The organism is Paenibacillus rhizovicinus, from assembly GCF_010365285.1.
Lineage (GTDB): Bacteria > Bacillota > Bacilli > Paenibacillales > Paenibacillaceae > Paenibacillus_Z > Paenibacillus_Z rhizovicinus.
Genome location: NZ_CP048287.1, coordinates 16,708 through 37,690, shown reverse-complemented (window position 1 = coordinate 37,690; position 20,983 = coordinate 16,708). Strand labels below are relative to the sequence as shown.

Genomic DNA, 20,983 nt, shown 5'->3' with positions numbered 1-20,983 from the left:
AGTGTCCGATAAAGCAATTGGAACGATCGTCGGCATTATTATCGGAATCGCTCTTACCTTTTGGTTGTTCAACAATCCCAGTGGCATAGGTGATGGTTTGAACAAAGGTGGGGCCAATGTCAAAGACAAAATAATTCAAGCTACATCAAACAACCCTTAAGGAGGAATTTTCAAATGTCAGACAAAGCGATTGGTACAATTATCGGAATCATCATCGGTGCAGCACTCTTATTCTGGGTATTCAATAACCCGAGCGGCATTGGCGATGGTGCAGATGCTGGTGCTACGAAAGTAAACACGAAGGTGTCGACGTTCGATTACAGCGGCTCTGTTGCTCCAGGCGTTGGCCACACGTTACCGTAACCACATGGACAATAACGCAGTAAAAATCATAACTGCCCTTATCGTTATAGGGCTTTGCACCTGGCTATTTTTAAGCCCATCTGGGCTAAACAAGTCTGTCTCGAACGGATACGACAATCTCAAGAAAGATGTTCGTTCGTATGGGTATAAGCCCGGTCCGTGAGCTTGAAGGGGGGAGGCGTTGGCCCTCCCCTTTATTAAATCCCGGAAAGAAGTGTGACGCATGCTGCTAGGACGTTTACTCAAGCCCATTAGAAATGAAAAAGGAATATCCAATCTCATCGTTCTCTTAATCGTACTTCCGATCTTTTTCGGCGTAACAGTGATGATCGCAACAACCTTCCTCTACGTCATGAGACAAGCTAAACTGGATGACATTAAGGATCGTGCACTTCAAATGGTCGAGACCTCCGGGTATCTCTCGCCTGCCATTCAAAACGATATAAAGAATAAAATGGCGCAGCTGGGCTATCCTGCAGTAACTAAAAACGGCATATCTTATCCGTATTTTACTGGCAGTACGTTGACGAAAGTAGGGAAGTTTGATGCAGACCCTACCGTAAAGTTAGTCATTCAATACCCCGCTACAGATTTAGCGAAAATAATGATCTTTTTCGGAGTCGATTCGACAGAGGATCCCGGTTACTTCTATATTGAAGAATACGGGAGAAGTGAAGAGAAATGAAAAAATTGACCATACTAGGCAACGAACGCGGGGGCGTCGATGTGATGATCTTTTCGATCATCTCATTATTATTCTGTATTCTCGTAATGGTTTTTTGCCTTGACTATATTATTTTTTACAACACACAGAACAAACTTAAAAATGATTTGAACGCTGCAGTGCATGCTGGATCTTTATCCATCGATGAGACACAGCTCGCGCAGGGCTATTTCAAATTAGACACTTTTACTCCAGGTGAACGGGCACAAGACATGTTTTATAAATACCTACGCCTCAACATGAATTTGGATAACAGCAACAAGGCTCTAGCGGGTGGCAGGATCAGGGAAGGGACCGCAGTGAATGTGGACGAGCTCGTATATGTCGACTACGAAGCGGGAACGATTACGAATTTGAATTCAAGACCGACAACGTGCTCTTATATTAAGACCACTTCTCGCGTCACATGCTCAGTGACATTGAATGCAGCTAGCCCGACTGAAATAACGCGTACCGTCGATCAGACAGTTATTGGACCATCGCTTGTCGCCATCATCGATACTGTCCATAAAGGCATCGGATCGGTCTCCGATGAAACTCTCCTTATTCCCGCGGTGCAGGAGGTATATTTCTCCAAGTAAAGTGGAAAAAAATTATGCGTTATACTCATTGTGGTATATAATATAACTAACTAATTAATATACAATAATTATATACAGATGATCATTGAATCATCTTACTGCGTGAAGGAAGGTGAGCGCCACGATTGAAATAAAGTCAGATAGTGTTCTGGTGGACGATTTGAAATTCAATTGGAGTAAAACGAATGAAAGTTCCGAGAACCTGAAGGTTGTAGAAGCGCTGTTTAGTTGCCTAAAGATTCGAGACCCTTTGACCGCATTTCACTCCATTCATATGGCGAATTACTCGTATAAATTGGCCCTCCGATTTGATAAGGGAAATGCTCCACTTTACTACGCGGGCTCTCTCACACATGATATCGGGAAAATCGGAATGTCTGATAGGGTACTAAAGGGAAGCGGCATTCTCACTCTGGAAGAGCGGGAGTATCTTCGCAAGCATGTATCGGATGGATACCGAATTTTAACTGGACTGGGCATGCCACCGATCATGCTTGAAATCGCGAAGTACCATCACGAGAGATATGACGGGTCAGGTTACTTAGAAGGACTTAATGGGAATAACATTCCGCTGCCTGGGCGTATAACTGCGATATCGGATACGTACTCTTCTCTTACATCGGATCGTCCGTATTCACATGCTATGGACCGTAGCCGGGCGATAAAAATTATGGAACAAGACAAATCCAAGTTTGATCCATTTATACTGGAATTTATTATTGAATCAATCATTCGTAGTCAAACTTAATATTCTTAATTTGTCGATATTAATAGTGTGTTTTATGCATTCACGAAAATTTTCTATCTGAGTAGGAAAGTTTTAATTTCGTAATAATCATTGTTAATAATCTTTGCTTGCATAATATGCCTACCGTTTCGCGTAAAAGTCGAGATTATAGAATTTCGGCTTCGATGATTCTAATAGACGCTTCTGTGTCTCTTTTAAGATGCCCGATACCGCAAAACAGATTATATTCTGAGGAGGAAAAATGAATATGAAAAGTAAGACTTATACTGCAGCGGTGATCGCTGCGATGATGTTGACAGGCAGTGTGATTGGTGGGGGAGCAGCTTCAGCAGCGAAAGAAGAACCAAAAGTAAATATGGACATTAAGCTGCTATACAATGCACGCCAACTTCCGAGTGATGTACAGCCGGAAATGGTTAATGGAACGACGCTAGTACCGCTGCGGGTCGTATCGGACAAGCTTGGCGGTAAGCTCACTTTGACAGGAAAGAGCATTAGCATCGTGAAAGAGAAGAGTTCGCTTTCGCTAACGATTGGCTCAGCGACGGCCACGATTAATGGGAAACCGACTAATTTACCTGTTCCGGTGAAGGTAGTGAAGGGGCGTACATTGGTTCCGCTCCGTGTTGTGGGTGAGGGGCTAGGTGTAGTCATAGAATATGATCCAGATTTGAGGTTTGTTTGGATTGGGAATAAAAATGTGCCAACGCTTGAAGAGGTTGTAAAAGGGAAGTTCGTCGACTCGGCGCCTTTTTATAAGCAGTATCCTGAATTGAAAAGTTACTTGCAGAATCAGATAGATTCTAAGCACATTGCTATATTGACTAAGGAGGATTTACCATTCGCAATTCATAACGCTACCTTCTATCGTATGGATCTAGCATACCTAGATAATCAGCAGGTACTCCAGGTCGCTTCTACAGATAAAGGGGATCTATTAACGCCTTTCTATTACTTGACTACAAATAAAAATATGCCCTTCCGTTATAGAAGTGCAAACAATCGATTTCTGAAAGGAGACATTCGACTGAATTGTTACCCGATTCCATCCGGAAGGGATTGGGATACGATTGGCGATGCATGGGAAAAATTCTCCTCTTCTGAAATTGATTATGTGGGTATGAGACTTCCTTTAGACACTGGAGTTATCATTAAAAATCCAACGAGGTAGTGACTCTATGAAACGACAATTTAAAGTGAAGAGTATTGCCGCGTTGCTTATCTTCTCGTTACTTATTACTTGTTTTCCGAGTTCATATTCCAATGTGAATGCTGCTTCATTGGGAGACAATGCAAGCATTCAGCCTTATGCAGTCGGCGATGTACGTTATGCGGTTGCATTTGGTTACTACGATATATGGAAAGATTCATCCGGATCGTGGACAACGAAAAAGCCCGGTGATTCAGTAACTTTTTCGTATGACTATAACTTTTCGTTCCCTGGTCGAACAGTGAAGAGCATAAATGCCGTACCTTATTCTACTTCTACTGATCCCGGAAATCTTTATTTTACTAAATCTAGACCGTACGATGATTATAATAGATACGTTGGTATCTTCAGTCTTAACCAAAACAACTCAAATGCTATTAATATCGTGAAGAACGGCAGTGACGTCACGTTTACTATTAATTTCAACGGGAAATTGGGGAATGCATCGGGATCTCCGCATTACAGTTTGCGTTACGATGACGATGCTGCGTCCTGCTCGACATGCGCCCCTGCCGTTGATGGATATCGCTACTTCTTTCCCGTGTTGCTTACATTCGAGCTGGACCCGCAAACCGGTCACTACGAAACCCATAACAAATCTACTGCTGGTGTATCTTTAGACAGTTTGTCCCCTAGTCAATCAGGGGATATGATTATGGGTCAAAAATACCCGCCAGCCCCACCAGTCATTCCGGGTTATACATATTCGGGGCAATATAAAAAATCCACTGATGGAAGTGATCCACAGACCAATCCATTCGAATCGGGAACACCATCTTTCACGTATAACGGAAGTTTCGATAACTATAAAGTAAACTTTTACTACGACAAGAATGTCTCATCCAGCGACGGCAAAATCGTCATTAAACACTTTGACATAAATAACAAGAGTCTCAATGGCGTAGCAGGACTGAATGATCGCGAAGAACCGCTCACAGTGGGCCAATCATACTCGTATAATCACGCGACAAAAGATAACCCGACAAATGGCTACACCTATAGCGGCTACAAGAAGTCAACCAATGGTAGCGAGCCGATCGGATCTGTTACAGCCGGTGAGTACAACCTTGGCACGTACAAAAAGCCGCCTTTCTCGGACACGGTGTACCTATACTATTATTATGATGCTGATACATCAAGCGGTGATTTCACAGGTGATTTCGATGTCACGCCGGGCAGTATCGCTTATAAAGACCCGTTCAGGTTTCATCCGAAAAACTTTGTGCTTAATGGATGTTCATACATTTCGCACAAGTGGAAGATTGAACGTGATGGACTGTCTTGGACAAGCAGCACCATGACAAGTTATTTTTCCGATACTGCTTTCACGTATCCAGGTTATCCGAGTCTCGTCGGGATCGGCTCTCAAAACGTCTATATGATGATTACAACCTCATGCGGGGATTCGCCTTGGATCGGTCCAAAACCGCTGAATATCTCGGGACCAGCCAATAACCATCCGCCAACGTTTAAAATTGGTTTCGTAGATCGGAACAATCCGACAGTTGTCCTGAATACGATCACAGAAGGCTCGGTACTTGATCTGGTCGTTATCCAAGACCCAACGGTGCCAACGCCGTACGACGAAGATGGAGATACGCTTATCTTTAATGGCTTTGATTTTGCAGCGGGTGACAGTTGGATTCAGTCAATTCCTTCTAAGGGACAGGATCACTATCTACAATACGTGAACATTCCGATGGATGGACCGGGCTACCATTCCATCACGGCAACGATGAAAGATCCATTCGGAGCGGTAGCGACGGCTTCCACGTCTATCCAAATCGTTCCGCCGAACCCCGTTCCTGTCATAGATGGTCCGAATAAGGTAGTCGAAGGAAGGCCACTTAGCGAACCGTTTAAAGGAGATCGTAGCTATAGTCCGATTTCCGGTCGGACAATTAATCATAGTCGAGATGAATGGCAGAATGTTAAAGAGGTCTATACGACACTAGGAACAGAAACGATTAAGCTTGATGTTTATGACTCTATGGGACTTAAATCATTAAATTCAGGCGTTCATCAGCTAACCGTATTAGAGGATTTGCCGCCAGTTCCGGTGCTAGAGTATCCGAGTCCAAGCATTCGGGGCGCGAAGGTATTGTTCGCAAATAAATCCTATTCACCAGATGGCGATATGATTATTCAAAATAGCGTTTCTTACCGCTACGACAAAGACAACGACGGAAATTTCACAGAGGAATCGTCACAATCCATTACCATGAATGCGAAGAATGAATTTACGTTCACGCCTACACGTGTGGGACACTACAAATTTTACGTCAATTTGAAAGAGGACTGGGGAAAAACAGCGAGCGGTGAATTTGATTTCGAGGTTATTAATGATTCACCAACGGTAACATTCGATATTTCTTCTGAAAGTAAAAGTCCAATTCCAATTGTACCTATTCCGCTGAAAGGGAACGTGTTGACTGATCCGGCTGGCGCTTGGAAAAATAGTGATTTTAGAAATGCATCTAAGGGGAGTAGTTGGAATTATAATGCTGCAACCGGAGCGCTTGTCCATTCCCCTACAAATTATGGACGGTTCACCACAAGTATAGCCCCAACAAATAATGTATCTGTATTAGATTTAAAAGAATATGGATACTACACTGAAATATCCGCAACATCAATAAGCGGATATGATTGGGATTTAGGCGGTGGCTATATCGCTAGAAATGAACTCACGGGCGATAGAGGTTCTGAATGTACAAGAATTTATCATGTAGATCCATCTGGTACATTAACATTAGTAGCTATGCATGATAATGTTGTGAGGGTAATAGGTGTAGATTCCATAAACCAACTTGTATATACCTTGGGATACAATGCTACGCTTTCAAATAGTTCAATTGCGACATATAAAATATCTAGTTTTATAAATCCGTCAGGTGTCCCTATGAGCGTCTCTTATCAAGCGACTATTAATGGTAAGAGAATTGATATAACACCAAGCCTAATAATGTCAAAATATTTTCCTACCGCTTTTGGAGATGTGTTGTATTATCAAACTTATTTAGGGATAAATTATTTTTCCGGAGAAAAAAGACTATTTGATTGGGGCAATGATAACCCAACCAACACAATTAGCTATGGCAGCATGTATTCTTCCACGAGTAGCATTTTCGATTATATAGGTCAAGGATCAATACCAGACTTGAAAATGAAGTACCACTTTTTCGCGCCATATAGTTATTACATTTTTAACCCTGTTACTGATATAAATGAATACAGTGGTTTTCCTTATAGTGGCAATATTCGAGATGATATGATCTCAACTAGCTATCCATTGTATCCAACTTACGACGGTAAATACGTTGTATCGGGTCAGGGGAAAGTATACAAAACCTCAGATCAAACTCGAGTTTTTACGCTTACAGGAGGAACATATAATACTATTTATGGTGTAACTCCGTCCAATATAGCATATGGGTATTCTGGAAATATCCTCAAAGGATATACTGTGAATAGTAACGGATCACTAACTCAGATCTGGAACTACATACCGGTCACCGGGACCACATTAGAGTCAAATCTAGCAGATAACTCAGACGGGTTGATTATTTTAGAAAGAAGCTCTACGACCAGCAGCACCATTAGTCGTATAGATTTAGTTACGGGGAATAAAACAGTTATAACAACAGTACATCCAACTACAAGTACCGGTGACGACACTCCTAGTATTTCATTGCAGGATGATGGGAAAATGAGAGTGACGTTTGTACAATCTGGATATACTGCGGGTAGAAGTAGATATAATCAAACCTTTTTTATAACTTCGGCAGATGATACATCGACAAATGAAGCATTAAGTTCGCAGAACCAGCTTCTGAATAGTAGTCTTCATCTGAAAAACATCATGATTAACTACAAAATTAAAATGAATCTTGGGGTTGGAGGTGGCGTTTTCTCAGGATTTAGTTTCGGGGCGCAAGACAATTCAAATATGTATCGCGTTGAGCAAAATTCAGAAGAGATCCAACTGGTCAAAGTGATTGGCGGGCATCGAACAGTTATCAAGTCCGTACCGTTTACCTTTAGTACGTATAAAGCCTATCAGGTGAAAATTACAGCGTTGGATAACCGAATTAAGGTTTACGTCGATGGTGTTCCACTTATCGATATGACCGATCCCGATTCCACATTTGGAGATGGTTGCTTCGGACCTTTCAGCGAGATTCCGCGAACAGAATTCACTTCGATAAGCTATGCGGATCTGACGGATCTCAGCGTTACGTCGAAGCTGCAAGGCGTGGCCCTGGTCGGTCAAGACATGATCTATTCGATTACGAATGATGATTCCGAGAACGATCCGCTGATTACAGACTTAACAGAATGGACGTACAATAAGTCCAAAGAGAAGTTTCTTGATGCTGGAGATGGTAAATCTGGACCGTCGGCCTTTAGTGGAAATATCTATCATACGCCAGTTGTTCGACTCGATAAAGTCGGCGTATACGACGTATCCTATAAAACGGTGGACGATCCTAATCCGGATTACTTGTATCCTTCAAATACGTTCAATGTGTACCGGAAGCCATCCAATAAGGCCGTTCGAACGCTGATTGTTCACAGAGCGCCAATCGTCGATTACGATCTTGGCCTCAATTCAGATTACACCGTCAAGTGGACAGACAGAAGCCATGACCCGGATCGCTACTTGAGCGCAAGCAATTATTCAACAGAGGCGACTGGTATTGATTACCTCAAGACAAAGGGTATTCTTGAAAAAAAATTCTATTATATTACGCCTTCAGGCGATTTCATTGAGCAGAAGCTTGTGACGCCTACAATGAAAGGCACGTATACAGTCGGGCTTGCTGTAAAGGATGAGGTGCGACTTGTTCTGCTATAACCCATACTCATGGGGAAATGCAGAGGTTCAATGAACCTAACTTTATGATTGAGGATGGGAATGAGGAAACCACGTATACCGAAACCATCCCGCTAATATTCCTGCGTGCGTCTTACAGGCAGATGCAAGATGTACGAAGCCAGGTGAAGTCGGCTGAACGGAAGCTAAAGCCACCGCAAGGAAGGTATGCTTACGGATAGGTCGGGCGGCTGAAAAACAGGCTATGGTGAGAATGTTCCCTACGGAACTGACGAACTGCTGAATGTACGGGTCTAGATTCGACACTATACGGAAACGTATAGCCCAACAAACGTTGGGGTGAACCGGCGAAAAGTAAGATATTTCGTCTATGAAATTCGTCGCACCGGACTATGGCGGTGGAGCGTTCACAGGCTCAAAGGCAGCACCTACGGCTATGTATGGATAGCTAAATCATGAGGAACAAGGAAAACAAGGAACGTCGAAATAAGGACTGCTATCCGAGACGGTTGCTATAAGGTGTAATAGCCGAAATGCATTAATCCTTGTGAGAGTAGGGGCACGACTGATGAAACGCTTGTAATGAGCGTGGAGGAACAGCCCCAAGTCTTCAAAGATAAAGAACAAATTTTCCAAACGTGAACTGCACCGATCAGGTAAGAACGTGGGAACATCGTTGTCCGAAGGGATAAGATGCCACAGTGCAGGCTCTAAGATATTGGGACTATTACGACATGACAGGAACCTTCACGAATTTGCATGAGAGAGCTAAACGGAAGCAATCTTTCGATGACCTATATCCTATCATTACGTCGAGAGAAAACATTCTACTGGCATATCGAATGATGAAAGCGAATGAAGGCTCCATGACTGCTGGAACAGATGGTAAGACAATTGCTGACATTAAGAAGTTGACTGACACTGAGGTAGTAAATCTAATCCAAAACAAGCTAGAAAACTATAATCCAAAGGCTGTCAGACGTGTCTTTATCCCTAAGCCCAACGGCAAACAAAGACCGCTTGGTATCCCGTGTATCATTGACCGAATCATTCAAGAATGCTTCAAACAAGTTCTTGAACCAATTGCAGAAGCTCATTTCTTCAAACATAGTTATGGATTTCGACCTCTTCGCTCTACGCATCATGCGATAGCGAGGGTGCAGCATTTAATTAATCATGCCGATCTCCATTTTGTTGTAGATATCGACATAAAAGGCTTCTTCGATAATGTCAATCACACGAGGCTCATCAAGCAACTCTGGAACATGGGAATAAGAGATAGAAGGGTTCTGCGTATCATAGGTAAGATGCTAAAGGCTGAAATATCAGGAGAAGGAAGACCGACTAAAGGCACGCCGCAAGGTGGCATCCTATCTCCACTTCTGTCTAACATTGTCCTGCATGATCTCGATATGTGGGTAGCCGGGCAATGGGAAAAGTTCGAGAGTCACTTCCCTTTCAAGCATAACGAGAACAGGTTGCGCGCTCTCAAACGTTCCAATCTAAAAGAAGGATATATCGTCCGATACGCAGATGATTTCAAAATCATCTGTCGTGATTGGAAGTCAGCCGAAAAGTGGTACCATGCTGCCAGACTTTACTTAAAAGACCGTCTGCAACTGGACATCTCGCCGGACAAGTCGCAAATTGTGAATCTAAGAAAAAGAAAATCTGAATTCTTGGGATTCACGATCAAAGCGACGAAAAAGGCGAATAAGCGAGTAGCCCATACCGGGATAAACGCCAAAAAGAAGGCGCAAATCAAGAAAGAAGCAAAGGAACGTATCGAGAAAATACGTCGATACCCAAATGCAGGAAATGCGCTCGCTTATAATAGTTTCGTTCTTGGATTACATCTCTACTTCAAAAAGGCAACTCATGTATGCAACGCATTCTCACGTCTTGCCTACGATCTCAGAACGTTCATGTTCAATCGTATCCTAAAGGTCGGAATATATGAGCATCCAAGCAATCCGCCGCCATCCTATTTAAAGTTTTACAAAACAAGTTGGAAAACCTATAGGGTAGGGCGAGTGTACTTATACCCACTCGGTCAAGTGAATACGGAAACGAATCTAAATTTTGATCCTAGACTTTCCATATTCACTGAAGAAGGACGAAAAATGGTACACAGAAGCCTAAGGCCGGATGTGCAGACGGAAATCATTAACCTTATGAACTCAAATATTCCAAATCGTAGTATTGAATATATGGATAATCGAATTAGTCGATACAGTATGAAAATGGGGAAATGCGAAATAACAGGTCAATTCCTGTATGCAACTACCGTTCACTGTCATCACTTTCTTCCAACCAATCTAGGTGGAACAGACAAGTTCAATAATCTGAGAATCATCCACAAAGATATCCATAAACTCATTCATACTACAGATCACGATACGATAATGTCACTCAAGACTAGGTTCGATCTATCGGACAACATGGTCAAGATATTAAACCAATATCGGAAAATGAGTAACATGGAACTTATTTGATCTTATCGCTTGAAGATGGAACGCCGTATGCTGGGAAACTAGCACGTACGGTGTGGAGGAGGGGAAAAGGCAGAGATCACTTCAAAGCCTTACCTATTCCTATTACAACGCTTGGTCCGAATTTCTTGAAAAAACCATTACAATTGGGACTCTGCCTCAGCCGGATGAACCTCCACATGCTGGATTTACAAATCCGACAACCGTTTATCGGGGCAACGCTGTAACGATTAACTCCACGGCATGGGACAAAGAAGATGGGGCCAGAGAAAATCTTCCTCATGAATATTATTTGCAGAACATGGATGGCGGTACGGAATCCTTGGCAAGCACATCTCGGACAAGCTGGACTAAGACATTCAGCACGATGGGAACTTTCCAATTCAGGCAGACGGTTGAGGATCATTTGGGACAAGTAGACACTATCTCCCATACGATCAACGTTGTGAACCGAAACCCTGTAGCTAATATTTACATCCCGAATAGTACGGATCAGAACAACCCTGATAATTTTGACACGCTGACACCGATCTTTAAATGGAACTACGGCGATCCTGATAATGATGCTGAAACGAAATATCAGGTGAAAGTGTATCGATACGGGGGAGTGTTAGAACAAGATTCCGGAATCAAAACTGGAAATGCTCTGAATTGGACGCCTAGCGCAGCCTTACCAGAGCATGTGAACATGTACGTCGTTGTTCGCGTATTCGATGGTTATGATTGGAGCGAAAACAGCGGACCGCATTACTTTTACATTGAAACGAATCGCCCACCGACTGCAGACTTCGATTGGTCGCCGAAGCCCGTATATGAAGGCGATACGGTTAAGATCACGCAGACGATTGACGATCCGGATAAGGACCCGCTGACTGTTTCTTATGCCGTGAAAGGGCCGGATGGCGCGCAGACGACATATCCGTACACGCTCGCTACACCGTATTCAACGGTCGGTCCGATGTTTAAGACGCCGCTTGTTGGCACCTACACGGTGCAGCTCACCGTCTCCGATGGTAAGGCTCAACCGGTTGTCGTGACGAAGACGATTCAAGTCCTGCCACTAACGGTTACCGGTCAAGTAAAGCATACGGATCAATGGAATGAATACCGAAAGGAGTACAACCTAAAGTATTCGGGATCTGAAAACAGCCCACGAGCATACAGTGTGTTTTGGGCCGGTGAAAAGTTTATTCTTGCTGCCCAGACGACTGGAACTGGGACGACTACGATAGCTAATCAAGTCAAAGTAACTATGAAGGGTACGAACGTTAATTTATCGGCAGTCAATAGCGACCAAACTAGTTGGAGCGGGGCTATGTGGCAGAGTAATTTAGATGATTTGCCTGACGGCACTTACACCTTTACTTTTACAGCCGTTTATTCAAACGGGGTCACTAAATCTACAGACGTTCTAATTAATATTAAAGATAATATCTGGGATGAAACAGCAACACATCGAATTCATTAAGTTTTAGGCAAGAATAAAGGCCGTCTCTAACGAGGCGGCCTCATTTTTTCTTATTTGAGATTGGGCGGAGAAAAGCTATATCAATAGGAACTTGAATAAGTGTAGAGACTATTTGTTATTCCAAGTCATACGAGTCATTCAGCCGATCTCCTGATCAGTTTTCGCAAGGGGACAGAACGTAAACGCTGGCATCAATCTTCAATAAAGCATCTTTCCAATGATCCAGCTTTCAAAATGACTACCCCAAAGATAACAAACGAGAGTTGAACAAGCGATAAAGGGGCCAAAAGGGATTAGCATGTCTCTTCTATATTTGCCCGATAACACAATAATGATTCCAGTTATCATACCCGCCAAGCAAAAGAGCGCGAAGGCGAGGATGGACAGCTTAATGCCAAGAACGAGTCCAGTTAAAAAAAGTAGCTTTATATCGCCACCGCCAATGGAATTACTTCCTTTAGAAAGCTGCATCATTAAAGCAATGGCATAAAAAATTCCTGCGCCAACGATTGCAGCTATAATATAGTTCAAGAAAGGAAGTGGGTGTATCCATGATCGAAGAGCTGTAACAATTAGAATGCCAGGTAGAGTAATAAAGTCTGGAATGATTTTGTATCGAAAATCGAGAAAGCAAATCATGATGAGTGCTGCTGCAAATGGTATTGCGATGAGCCACTCCTTTGAATAATCGACAAATAGGACAGTAAGACCGATTGTAGTAGCCATTGCTAAACGAGCCATTAATGGGGAGGATGGATGGCACAGCAAGGGAATTCTCGGTGATAAGTGTCTTAAATAACCTCCTATCCAGAAACCTAATGCTACAGCAAAGCTGAAAATAAAATATGGACGCATACTGAACACTCCTCGTTTTTATTATTTAATTTGTTTGCTGACGGGATAAATGCGTTTTTAAGATGCTATTAAAAGCAAGGCAATCTGTTCTGAAGATTAGATACTCGTGATGCGAATTACAATATATGGTATGATATATGTATATCAAATAAGTAACTAATATACAAGCATTTGGGGGGCATTTATCATTCTGCGTAATCGGTAAAAACTAACTTTGACTTAATTATTACATTTCTTGTGCTGAAGGAAGAAGAGTTAGATGAATCTGGCTACACAGGGAACAAACAAAGGGATTAGTGGAATAAACAAGAGAACAATAACGTGTGCAGAAAGATGAAGTCTGGAAGAGATCCAGTAGAAACGGCTATAGTGCAGGGGGAGTTTATGATGATGTTGAACAAGACAGAACAGTTCCTAATTCATAGCGGAGGAGAAAAGAACGATGGCTAATACGATTCTTACCGGAGCTACAGGCGAAGTTTACTATGCTTCTTTGACCATTTTAATCATGCTGCTAATGTTATTCCTTTCAATAAGATTGCTAATCAGCCGTCAGAAACGGGCATATCTCACGCTGTCTCTGTGTATGGCGTTTTCTCTATTAGGGCAAATTTTACTGCTTGGAGCGTCCTTTATGGTAGCTCAAGGGCGTGGGATAAGCATAGCTCACAATCTCGTCAACACCACTTCGTTTATTCTGGCGAATATAGGCGTTTATCAACTTTATGGGGGAACGACAAAAAAAGTATCTAAAACATCATATATTTTACTAGGAATTGCTGCACTGGTCTCGTTTTTCCCCTTAGCGAGCGGCATCTATGCAATTTTTCTTGTAGGATTCGCTTTCTTCGCAATTCGGCCTTTGCTTGACGATGGCGCAACGAAATATCAAATCGGAAATGGTATGTACGCTCTTGCTACACTTGCCCATTTTTTTGAACGATACACTTCACTGGGTGCGGGAATTGCTGCAGCCGATAACCTATTCCGGATATCATTTTTTGTGGTGCTGTTTCTCATCATACTCGACAAAGTTTTATCCCTGATGGAATCCAGTTACAATAAATCTACAAGAGATCCTTTGACAGGCTTATACAATCGATTCTACTTCTATACAACCGTCTCTTTTTTGGTCGCGGATGGTAATCCGATATCGGTTGTTTTTTTTGATTTAGACAATTTCAAGAAGCTGAACGATACCCGCGGTCATGCGGAAGGGGATCGGGCCCTCAAGGCCGTTGCCTCGATTCTAAAAGAAGAGTCGGAGGAGGTTGGTATAGCCGGCAGGTATGGCGGGGAGGAGATGGTCATGCTAATCGACGATTTATCCATCAATGTAGCTGACCTTGCCGAGCGGATACGAGCTCGCATCGAGGAAGAAACCTCTGTTACGGCCAGCATTGGTTATGCCTCGCTTGCAGAAGGAGACTCGTCGGATTCGCTCATTACGCATGCGGACAAGGCGATGTATGTTTCCAAGAAGTCCGGAAAAAATCGTGTGCATGGGTACTCGACTCTCTCCGAAGAGCAGTTGGCGATGCTCGTAAGCTGATCACTTGCAAGCGAATTCGAATCATGGTAGTATCCATATATAGCCAATAGGCAAAGAACCGTTGGAAGCACCAATGAGCGAGGGATGATACCCTCTGCTTGTTGGTGCTTCTTTTCGTTTTGAAAAAAAGGAGGAACTAGGATGGAAGTCGTCAAGAATTTTACTGGTAGTAAGTGTGATGTTTGGAGAGCAGCTCGAGAATTTGCTCAAACTCGTACTATTCAAACTGAAGCGGGAGTGGAGAGTCTATCATTCTCTGTACGTCATCAGGTGGGGTGGAGGATCTGGATTACGGTAATTCATACGGAGCACAGGGCGGAAATTTTATTGGCCATAGCTGGCGCGGATTCAAAAAAAGGATCAGCCAAGTATTTGTCCGGTCCGATCTGGGAGTGTAAACCGATTTTGGCAGCCACAGTTGAGCAAGCAGAAGAGGTGTTTGAAAATGCAAGCGAGTATCCGCAGAGAGAATTATTAATGGAAGCTGGGGGAATATGTCACGAGCTCATATCTCGGGTGAACAGCTGTGAAAGTCCGATAAGAGAGGAAGCGGGTTTCGTTTTCCGAATCCAAATGGACGAATATAAGGGTTTCTTGGATGACGAATGGATAGACGAAATGATTAACGTAAAGGGGAGAGACTCCAATGGATGAAACATTGCAGAATTTTTTAGGCGAGCAGTAAAACTTATGGTTTACTTTGCACTCGGGTTTGTGGAGCACATGTATTTCAAAGAAGTTGGGATAACAGTGGGGTACTTGATGATGCTCATCTTCTTCACATACGCTAAAGGGCAGATCATTCCGCTATCGGATATATGGCGTAGGGTAAAATATACGATTAAGACATTACTGAGATAGTAAACGTGCAATCCTGCACGAGGAGAAACGATTGTCCGGACACGGACTGATAAGTGGCCCGCCGCTGCTGCAGCGTGCCGGAATTCGCAGCAGGCTGAAATTTGTTAAGTTGTAGGAGCGGGCCCCCTCTCCACCTCCTATTTTACGCAAGAAAAAATGCAAGTTGATAAAAATCCATAGTAACCCATCATCTTTGGAAACGGGAAACAAAAAAGTCACACTGCCTATATAGCCGGGTCAGCGAGGGAGGGAAATGAATAAGATACCCTACATGCATTGTGAGATGGAGATGATAAAGTTGAAAGATAAACGACGTCATCTAGGAATCCCGATGGCGAATGTATCTGTGTTGAAAGAGAGAAGACGTTGTAAAGGCGTTTCAAAAGTACATGTAGCTGCAACGTATAAGAAAATAACGGTTGTCGTGCCTAATGCTCCAGTGTCAGATACGCTGCCAGCAACGATAAGCTTTTATGTGGATACAAGGTTTACGACAACGCAAGTTAGTCAAATACGTAATATGATTGCTGGCGCTTTAAGCTTTTGGAGGGACCATTATATTGAGGTAGATGAACAAGGTTCTTCTAGGTATCAAGCATGCGTAAACAAATACGCAAAGTTTAATTTAGCACCTGTTTGGTTTGAAGAAAAGCTTGCCAACGGCGCAGCCGCAGCATCTGTTCAAATGGATGGTTTTACAACTCAAATAAGAGCAAATGGCTTTGGGCAAGCCGCTAAGGCTTATATCATGTACGAAAAATCAAACAGCGATTTTATCGTCAAAGGCGTCAACGCTTCCAATCCTGAAACCAATTCCTTAACTGTGACTGTAAACCCAACAACAATTTCCAAGACAACCATTCTTGGTTCTTTTAAATTCGGTGCATTGCAGCATGCGTGGCTTCACCGTGAAGGATATCGTCATCCGGCGGGTAAGTACACGTCTTATTTTGCTGGTGAAGCCAGCATGTGCGCGATGCGTGGTAATAAAAATAAAATCACTGGTCAAAGCGACAGTGTATACACGAAATATTTGGACTAACAAAGAACAACTGTCCGATTCTCCGGACAGTTCTTTCTCCTTCGTATGAAGCGGAACATTACGATCCGTTAACAAGGCGAGGAAGGGGAGCGGGAAAATAAAAAAGCTCCCTACACCTTATAGGCATAGAGAGCATAGACACATGAGTATATAAGAGACTGCTATGGCCTCACTATCGTTCGGCCCCTTAAAGATGCTCCCTATATACCCATTAGCATATAGAGAGCATAGAACCTACATAGCACCAATGTAACGATAGTAATCATCCCAGGATGAGAAGGCACCACCAAAGGGAACTGTGCCTCACACTCATCGTACTCGAACATATCGTCTTCCTCGTACGTTGCACCTTCGTTAATGTTGCCATCATCGATACCGCCTTCTGAATAGAGCACCCCCATGCAAGAGCTGGCAAAACGATGAGTGGTGGCAACTTGAGCGCACAGGAGCTTTAACGCCGATATTAAGAACGTATCCGTTCTGATTTGCGCGACTGTCCGATCGGTAAGCACGGTTATTGGTATTGGTGTAGATTTCGAGGCAATATTGGTTGAATGGTCATCATCGCTTCCTTCTTTGCATGATCATTAACGTGGGTATAGATTTGTGTGGTCGAGATGTCAGCATGACCAAGCAGCTCTTGTAGCGTTCTCAAATCAACTTTACCGGTAGCAAACAAATTCGTAGCAAATGAATGTCGTAATTTATGGGAGGACAGTGTAACGTCCTTATATTGAAGATTTGTTTGCTTAAACGAATCAAATGTTTTCTCAGCTACATCCTGGATAGCACGTTTGGAGATCCGGCGGCCAAGGCGCGAAATAAAAAAAGCGCTCTCTTGACTTCTCCTGGGCTGTAGTCTTTCAGTAAGGTATTGTTTGAGAAGCTCGATTAGAGTGGGCGGAAGCGGTATATACCTCCATTTCCGTCCTTTGCCGAGTACTGCAAGTTGCCTGGCTTGCTCATTGAAGTCAGTGAGGTTAAGTCGATGAATTTCACCGACACGGAGTCCACAATACGACATTAAAGCAAGGATTGTAACGTCGCGAGTACGATATTTTGAATTGACCAATTGAAGTAAATCCCCGAGATTACTCTGCTCAATGTACACCGGGACTCTATTCTTTTCTACTTTCGACTTCGGAACTTCTATAGCAGGGTTTAACTCGATACGGCCAAACTCAATCATAACCTTAAAAAACAGACGGATAGCAGGAAGCGATCGATTTCGAGCGCCATCACCGGATCCACTCTTTCTAATATTCGTAAGATGAGCCATGATGTCTATTTTACGCATAGCGCTGATTAGTTTTCGGGTTTACTATGTAAGAACGCCTTAACGTCATGTACATAGGCGTTCTGCGTATCTTGTGTGTACGACCGATCTTTAAGCCAGATCAGAAACATCTCCAATTCTTCCTCGTGCAACTCCGCAATGTGCATTCATTTTCCGCTCCCGTCTTTAACAGAAGATCCATAACGAAGTCGTTCTTGTTGGGACGGGCTTACTTCAAACCAAATTACTCCCGGCTCTAAAACATCTTCAACGAAATCAAATCCTGCATTTTTCAAAATTGAGCGAAAGTCATTAATCATTGAGAAGTATCCAGCGGAGTCGAATTCTTCATAACGATCCCTGCGTATTGTAATTACACCATTCTCTCGTATATCTGAAATTAGACCCAAAATAGCATCAAAAGTATAAGGCATTTGTATCTGGCCTCCAAAAAAGTCTCTTAGAATTTGAACTGCATTAAACGTGAATTTAATGCGGTTCATTAGTCTAAATATTCGCTGATACATCGCTATTTCCTGCTTCGAAATGGGTAAAGGTTTGGCGTCGTTTAGTGATAAAAGATATTGCCAGTCTATGCAAACATTTTGGGGCGCCGGTGGTTTTCCGGCCGTCTGGGAAGTGCAGCGGGCTCAGCACTGGGTAGACTCACGATAGATTGATCGAAGAGGGGGCCAAAGAAAAAAAGGGTCGCTTTGACAGCGGCCCTGTGAAACGGTTGCAGAAAAGCCAGCATTCGGCAACAGATAAACAACTGGATGCTTTATTGAATTCTATGAAAAGCATGTCTCTCACAATTATCCATCTGTGACTTATTCATCATTACCACGGTAATTTGATCTGCTGGTAAGAAACGGTTATCAAACCTCTGCATGTAATGGAAGTGCTTTTTTTCCCACAGCAAAAGAGAGAACATAGGATCAAACGGGTATGTAACGACTGTCCCATAATTATGTGATATATTCCCTTCATTCAACTGTTGCGCCATCCATGTAACATTTTTATCGCTTCGTTCAAATGCTTGTGAACGTACTACAGGAGTGTCCGAGGTGACAAATGGCCACTCTGTCTGATTTACAGCCACAGACCAATAGTAATCTGTAAACATTGATTTCGAAAGTTCAAAATCTTGTAGTACATGATTATGAAGTAATTTAACATGAAGCTCTGCAGGAGATACTTGCTCAGTGAAATCAGTAATAAACCAATTAGCTAGCGCTGTAAAGCTATCATAGAATGCATTTCTCATCTTCTTAGTACGATAGAGTTGTAAGGTAAGCCAGAATGCTGCATATGTAAAACTGTCAGAATCCAATACATCGTGTGTCTCAAATACATTTTCAGGGTTAGACAGCATGAACCTTGATTTAATTTTAGGAAAAATGGTGGCGAAGAGAGGTTCTATTCGGCTTAGAATCGTTTCCATTGGCTGTTCATCTAATTCGTCGATATCATAAAAATATCTTTCCGCTGCTACGTTTTTAATGTTGCATGAAAAACGATTTCCTGTCTTGCTCTCGATTACACCAATGAGATTGTAATTATTGGTGAAATGTCTAAGATAGATTTGCGGCACATAATGTTGGTTCTTTACTGTTTTACCCATTATCTCGCCCTCTGCAGCTAATTTATATATCATCCGTATTCCTTACTTTTTCCATTATAGCATTATAGCGATAGGGTTGGTCGCATTGGAATTTTAACAGTTGCTTACCCTCCGGGGGTTTTCTCCTACCCTACAATTGCCGGTGAAGCCTCGTTTAGTTGTTTTGGACTTGGCAATACTTAATGATAAAGCTAGGAAATATAGATAGGGGGATTGAGAATGGATTGGGCGCGAGCGCCCGGGCCTACGCTGAGCCGCCGGTCGTTGCGTAGCAGGGTCGACTTGGGGCAGATTGCACAGTAATTGGTCAAGGTCATGACGTAAGGAATGCCGAGCCGCCGGGCGGGACCACGAACGCCATGCCGTGCATGGCATGCGCTACGTGTAGAATGTCCGACTGCTACCTCCTCCGCGAAAGCCGTGAGCCGAGTGTCGCCGAACAGCATAGTTTCGTCCGAAGTGTCAGGATCCGGATCCGCTCCCCGGTACGAAAGAGCGGTATGCCATCGTACGTGTATTCATGACTTTTGATGTCGCCCTCCGGAGACGGAGCCTTAAGGGGCTCGCAGCGGGGTGGTTACCTTTGGCCCGATGTCTCGAAGCGAAGGCCTTGCGGCAGCACGTCGACGTTCAAGCTCGGATGCCCTTCACGAACGACGCGAGAAAAGTGGACGGCACAACAATGCGCCGGGCTCCCTCTAGTTGCGGCTCCATCGACCGCAGGCGATCGCCGGCACAAGCGCGGACGAGCTGCATGACGAAATTTCTCCGTGCCCAGCAATCGCAGTCTTGAATCTATTGTCTAAAGATTGCCGCAAAGGTCGCAGTAGGGGAGGACTCAGCCTACTGCCGGTCAAGCTATGGTTCGGCACCTGGTTCTATTAAACATTCGTGGCCTTTGCTAGCTGATTTTTCGGACCATATATATTAACATCAGTTTTGTTATAAAATGTAGAAAGCAGTGGATTTGAAGAAGGAAGGTGTGGGCAGATATGGCAAACGGATCCGAGTTGTCTGTTTTTCCTTTTAAGGTAAGGGTAGTATTCCGTGGTTCAACAAAAAAAGATTTAATCATAACGATCAATGAAATAGGCGCTCCAAAAAAGTTTACAACATTTGCAAACTTTATTAGCTATATTGAAAGGAGGAGCTCAACAGATAAAGAATATCTGTTTGAAGGCTATACATATGCGTTTAAGGCAAAAGATGTCTCAGGATATGCATTGTACGCTGAAACAGACGATGAATTAGAAAAAATAAGAGATAAGTTTCAAGAGATAGAAAAAAGAGAAGATAATGAATACACGCTAGAACAGTTGTTCGAACAGATTAGATCAACATCGTCATAGC

General features: G+C 43.1%; 17 protein-coding genes. 13 read left to right on the top strand and 4 right to left on the bottom strand.

What is annotated here, in order from left to right; all coding sequences use genetic code 11:
* Position 1 precedes the first annotated feature (1 nt).
* From GZH47_RS31535 to GZH47_RS31495, 9 genes are all read left to right on the top strand, one after another.
* Positions 2 to 160, top strand: coding sequence for a hypothetical protein (locus GZH47_RS31535; protein WP_162645579.1), 159 nt, complete (start codon positions 2 to 4; stop codon positions 158 to 160).
* Positions 161 to 174: 14 nt separating this feature from the next.
* The gene (locus GZH47_RS31530; protein WP_162645578.1) at positions 175 to 363 is read left to right on the top strand and encodes a hypothetical protein; all 189 of its coding nucleotides are present in this window, start codon (positions 175 to 177) and stop codon (positions 361 to 363) included.
* Positions 364 to 586: 223 nt separating this feature from the next.
* A complete protein-coding gene (locus GZH47_RS31525) occupies positions 587 to 1,048 on the top strand; it encodes a TadE/TadG family type IV pilus assembly protein (protein WP_162645577.1) in 462 nt (153 codons plus the stop codon).
* On the top strand, positions 1,045 to 1,668 hold the full coding sequence (locus tag GZH47_RS31520; protein ID WP_162645576.1) for a hypothetical protein: 624 nt from the start codon (positions 1,045 to 1,047) through the stop codon (positions 1,666 to 1,668). The genes GZH47_RS31525 and GZH47_RS31520 overlap by 4 nt, the downstream gene beginning before the upstream one ends.
* Positions 1,669 to 1,780: 112 nt before the next feature.
* Complete coding sequence (locus GZH47_RS31515) at positions 1,781 to 2,416, top strand: HD-GYP domain-containing protein (protein WP_162645575.1); 636 nt, start codon at positions 1,781 to 1,783, stop codon at positions 2,414 to 2,416.
* 247 nt (positions 2,417 to 2,663) lie between these two features.
* A complete protein-coding gene (locus GZH47_RS31510; RefSeq protein ID WP_162645574.1) occupies positions 2,664 to 3,587 on the top strand; it encodes a copper amine oxidase N-terminal domain-containing protein in 924 nt (307 codons plus the stop codon).
* 7 nt (positions 3,588 to 3,594) lie between these two features.
* Positions 3,595 to 8,484, top strand: coding sequence for a hypothetical protein (locus GZH47_RS31505; RefSeq protein WP_162645573.1), 4,890 nt, complete (start codon positions 3,595 to 3,597; stop codon positions 8,482 to 8,484).
* 713 nt (positions 8,485 to 9,197) lie between these two features.
* Positions 9,198 to 10,958, top strand: a complete 1,761-nt coding sequence (gene ltrA, locus GZH47_RS31500) for a group II intron reverse transcriptase/maturase (protein WP_162643392.1) — start codon at positions 9,198 to 9,200, stop codon at positions 10,956 to 10,958.
* Between the two features lie 52 nt (positions 10,959 to 11,010).
* Positions 11,011 to 12,423 carry a glycoside hydrolase family 78 protein gene (locus GZH47_RS31495; RefSeq protein ID WP_162645572.1) on the top strand — a complete coding sequence of 471 codons (1,413 nt, stop codon included), beginning with the start codon at positions 11,011 to 11,013 and terminating at the stop codon, positions 12,421 to 12,423.
* A gap of 198 nt (positions 12,424 to 12,621) precedes the next feature.
* Here GZH47_RS31495 and GZH47_RS31490 read toward each other — a convergent pair whose 3' ends face one another.
* Positions 12,622 to 13,278, bottom strand: coding sequence for a prepilin peptidase (locus tag GZH47_RS31490; RefSeq protein WP_162645571.1), 657 nt, complete (start codon positions 13,276 to 13,278; stop codon positions 12,622 to 12,624).
* A gap of 442 nt (positions 13,279 to 13,720) precedes the next feature.
* Here GZH47_RS31490 and GZH47_RS31485 point away from each other — a divergent pair, with 442 nt between their 5' ends.
* From GZH47_RS31485 to GZH47_RS31475, 3 genes are all read left to right on the top strand, one after another.
* Positions 13,721 to 14,830, top strand: coding sequence for a GGDEF domain-containing protein (locus GZH47_RS31485; protein ID WP_162645570.1), 1,110 nt, complete (start codon positions 13,721 to 13,723; stop codon positions 14,828 to 14,830).
* Between the two features lie 141 nt (positions 14,831 to 14,971).
* A complete protein-coding gene (locus GZH47_RS31480; RefSeq protein ID WP_162645569.1) occupies positions 14,972 to 15,484 on the top strand; it encodes a hypothetical protein in 513 nt (170 codons plus the stop codon).
* A gap of 505 nt (positions 15,485 to 15,989) precedes the next feature.
* A complete protein-coding gene (locus GZH47_RS31475) occupies positions 15,990 to 16,733 on the top strand; it encodes a hypothetical protein (RefSeq protein ID WP_225446634.1) in 744 nt (247 codons plus the stop codon).
* A gap of 514 nt (positions 16,734 to 17,247) precedes the next feature.
* Here the strand turns inward: GZH47_RS31475 and GZH47_RS31470 are convergent.
* The 3 genes from GZH47_RS31470 to GZH47_RS31460 form a co-directional block, all read right to left on the bottom strand.
* Positions 17,248 to 18,012, bottom strand: coding sequence for a tyrosine-type recombinase/integrase (locus tag GZH47_RS31470; RefSeq protein WP_225446633.1), 765 nt, complete (start codon positions 18,010 to 18,012; stop codon positions 17,248 to 17,250).
* Positions 18,013 to 18,176: 164 nt separating this feature from the next.
* Positions 18,177 to 18,443 carry a hypothetical protein gene (locus GZH47_RS31465; protein ID WP_225446632.1) on the bottom strand — a complete coding sequence of 89 codons (267 nt, stop codon included), beginning with the start codon at positions 18,441 to 18,443 and terminating at the stop codon, positions 18,177 to 18,179.
* Positions 18,444 to 18,790: 347 nt separating this feature from the next.
* On the bottom strand, positions 18,791 to 19,633 hold the full coding sequence (locus GZH47_RS31460) for a DUF4238 domain-containing protein (protein WP_162645567.1): 843 nt from the start codon (positions 19,631 to 19,633) through the stop codon (positions 18,791 to 18,793).
* A 992-nt stretch (positions 19,634 to 20,625) separates the two neighbouring features.
* On the opposite strand from GZH47_RS31460, the gene GZH47_RS31455 reads away from it, so the two are divergent.
* Positions 20,626 to 20,982 (top strand): hypothetical protein, encoded by a 357-nt coding sequence (locus tag GZH47_RS31455; RefSeq protein WP_162645566.1) that lies wholly within the window; start codon positions 20,626 to 20,628, stop codon positions 20,980 to 20,982.
* Position 20,983: the final 1 nt, after the last annotated feature.

Coding starts and splice junctions, on each gene's coding strand:
- GZH47_RS31530 (WP_162645578.1), top strand. CDS start 175: ATGTCAGACAAAGCGATTGGTACAATTATCGGAATCATCATCGGTGCA.
- GZH47_RS31525 (WP_162645577.1), top strand. CDS start 587: ATGCTGCTAGGACGTTTACTCAAGCCCATTAGAAATGAAAAAGGAATA.
- GZH47_RS31520 (WP_162645576.1), top strand. CDS start 1,045: ATGAAAAAATTGACCATACTAGGCAACGAACGCGGGGGCGTCGATGTG.
- GZH47_RS31510 (WP_162645574.1), top strand. CDS start 2,664: ATGAAAAGTAAGACTTATACTGCAGCGGTGATCGCTGCGATGATGTTG.
- GZH47_RS31505 (WP_162645573.1), top strand. CDS start 3,595: ATGAAACGACAATTTAAAGTGAAGAGTATTGCCGCGTTGCTTATCTTC.
- ltrA (WP_162643392.1), top strand. CDS start 9,198: ATGACAGGAACCTTCACGAATTTGCATGAGAGAGCTAAACGGAAGCAA.
- GZH47_RS31490 (WP_162645571.1), bottom strand. CDS start 13,278: ATGCGTCCATATTTTATTTTCAGCTTTGCTGTAGCATTAGGTTTCTGG.
- GZH47_RS31485 (WP_162645570.1), top strand. CDS start 13,721: ATGGCTAATACGATTCTTACCGGAGCTACAGGCGAAGTTTACTATGCT.
- GZH47_RS31480 (WP_162645569.1), top strand. CDS start 14,972: ATGGAAGTCGTCAAGAATTTTACTGGTAGTAAGTGTGATGTTTGGAGA.
- GZH47_RS31470 (WP_225446633.1), bottom strand. CDS start 18,012: ATGGCTCATCTTACGAATATTAGAAAGAGTGGATCCGGTGATGGCGCT.
- GZH47_RS31465 (WP_225446632.1), bottom strand. CDS start 18,443: ATGCCTTATACTTTTGATGCTATTTTGGGTCTAATTTCAGATATACGA.
- GZH47_RS31460 (WP_162645567.1), bottom strand. CDS start 19,633: ATGGGTAAAACAGTAAAGAACCAACATTATGTGCCGCAAATCTATCTT.
- GZH47_RS31455 (WP_162645566.1), top strand. CDS start 20,626: ATGGCAAACGGATCCGAGTTGTCTGTTTTTCCTTTTAAGGTAAGGGTA.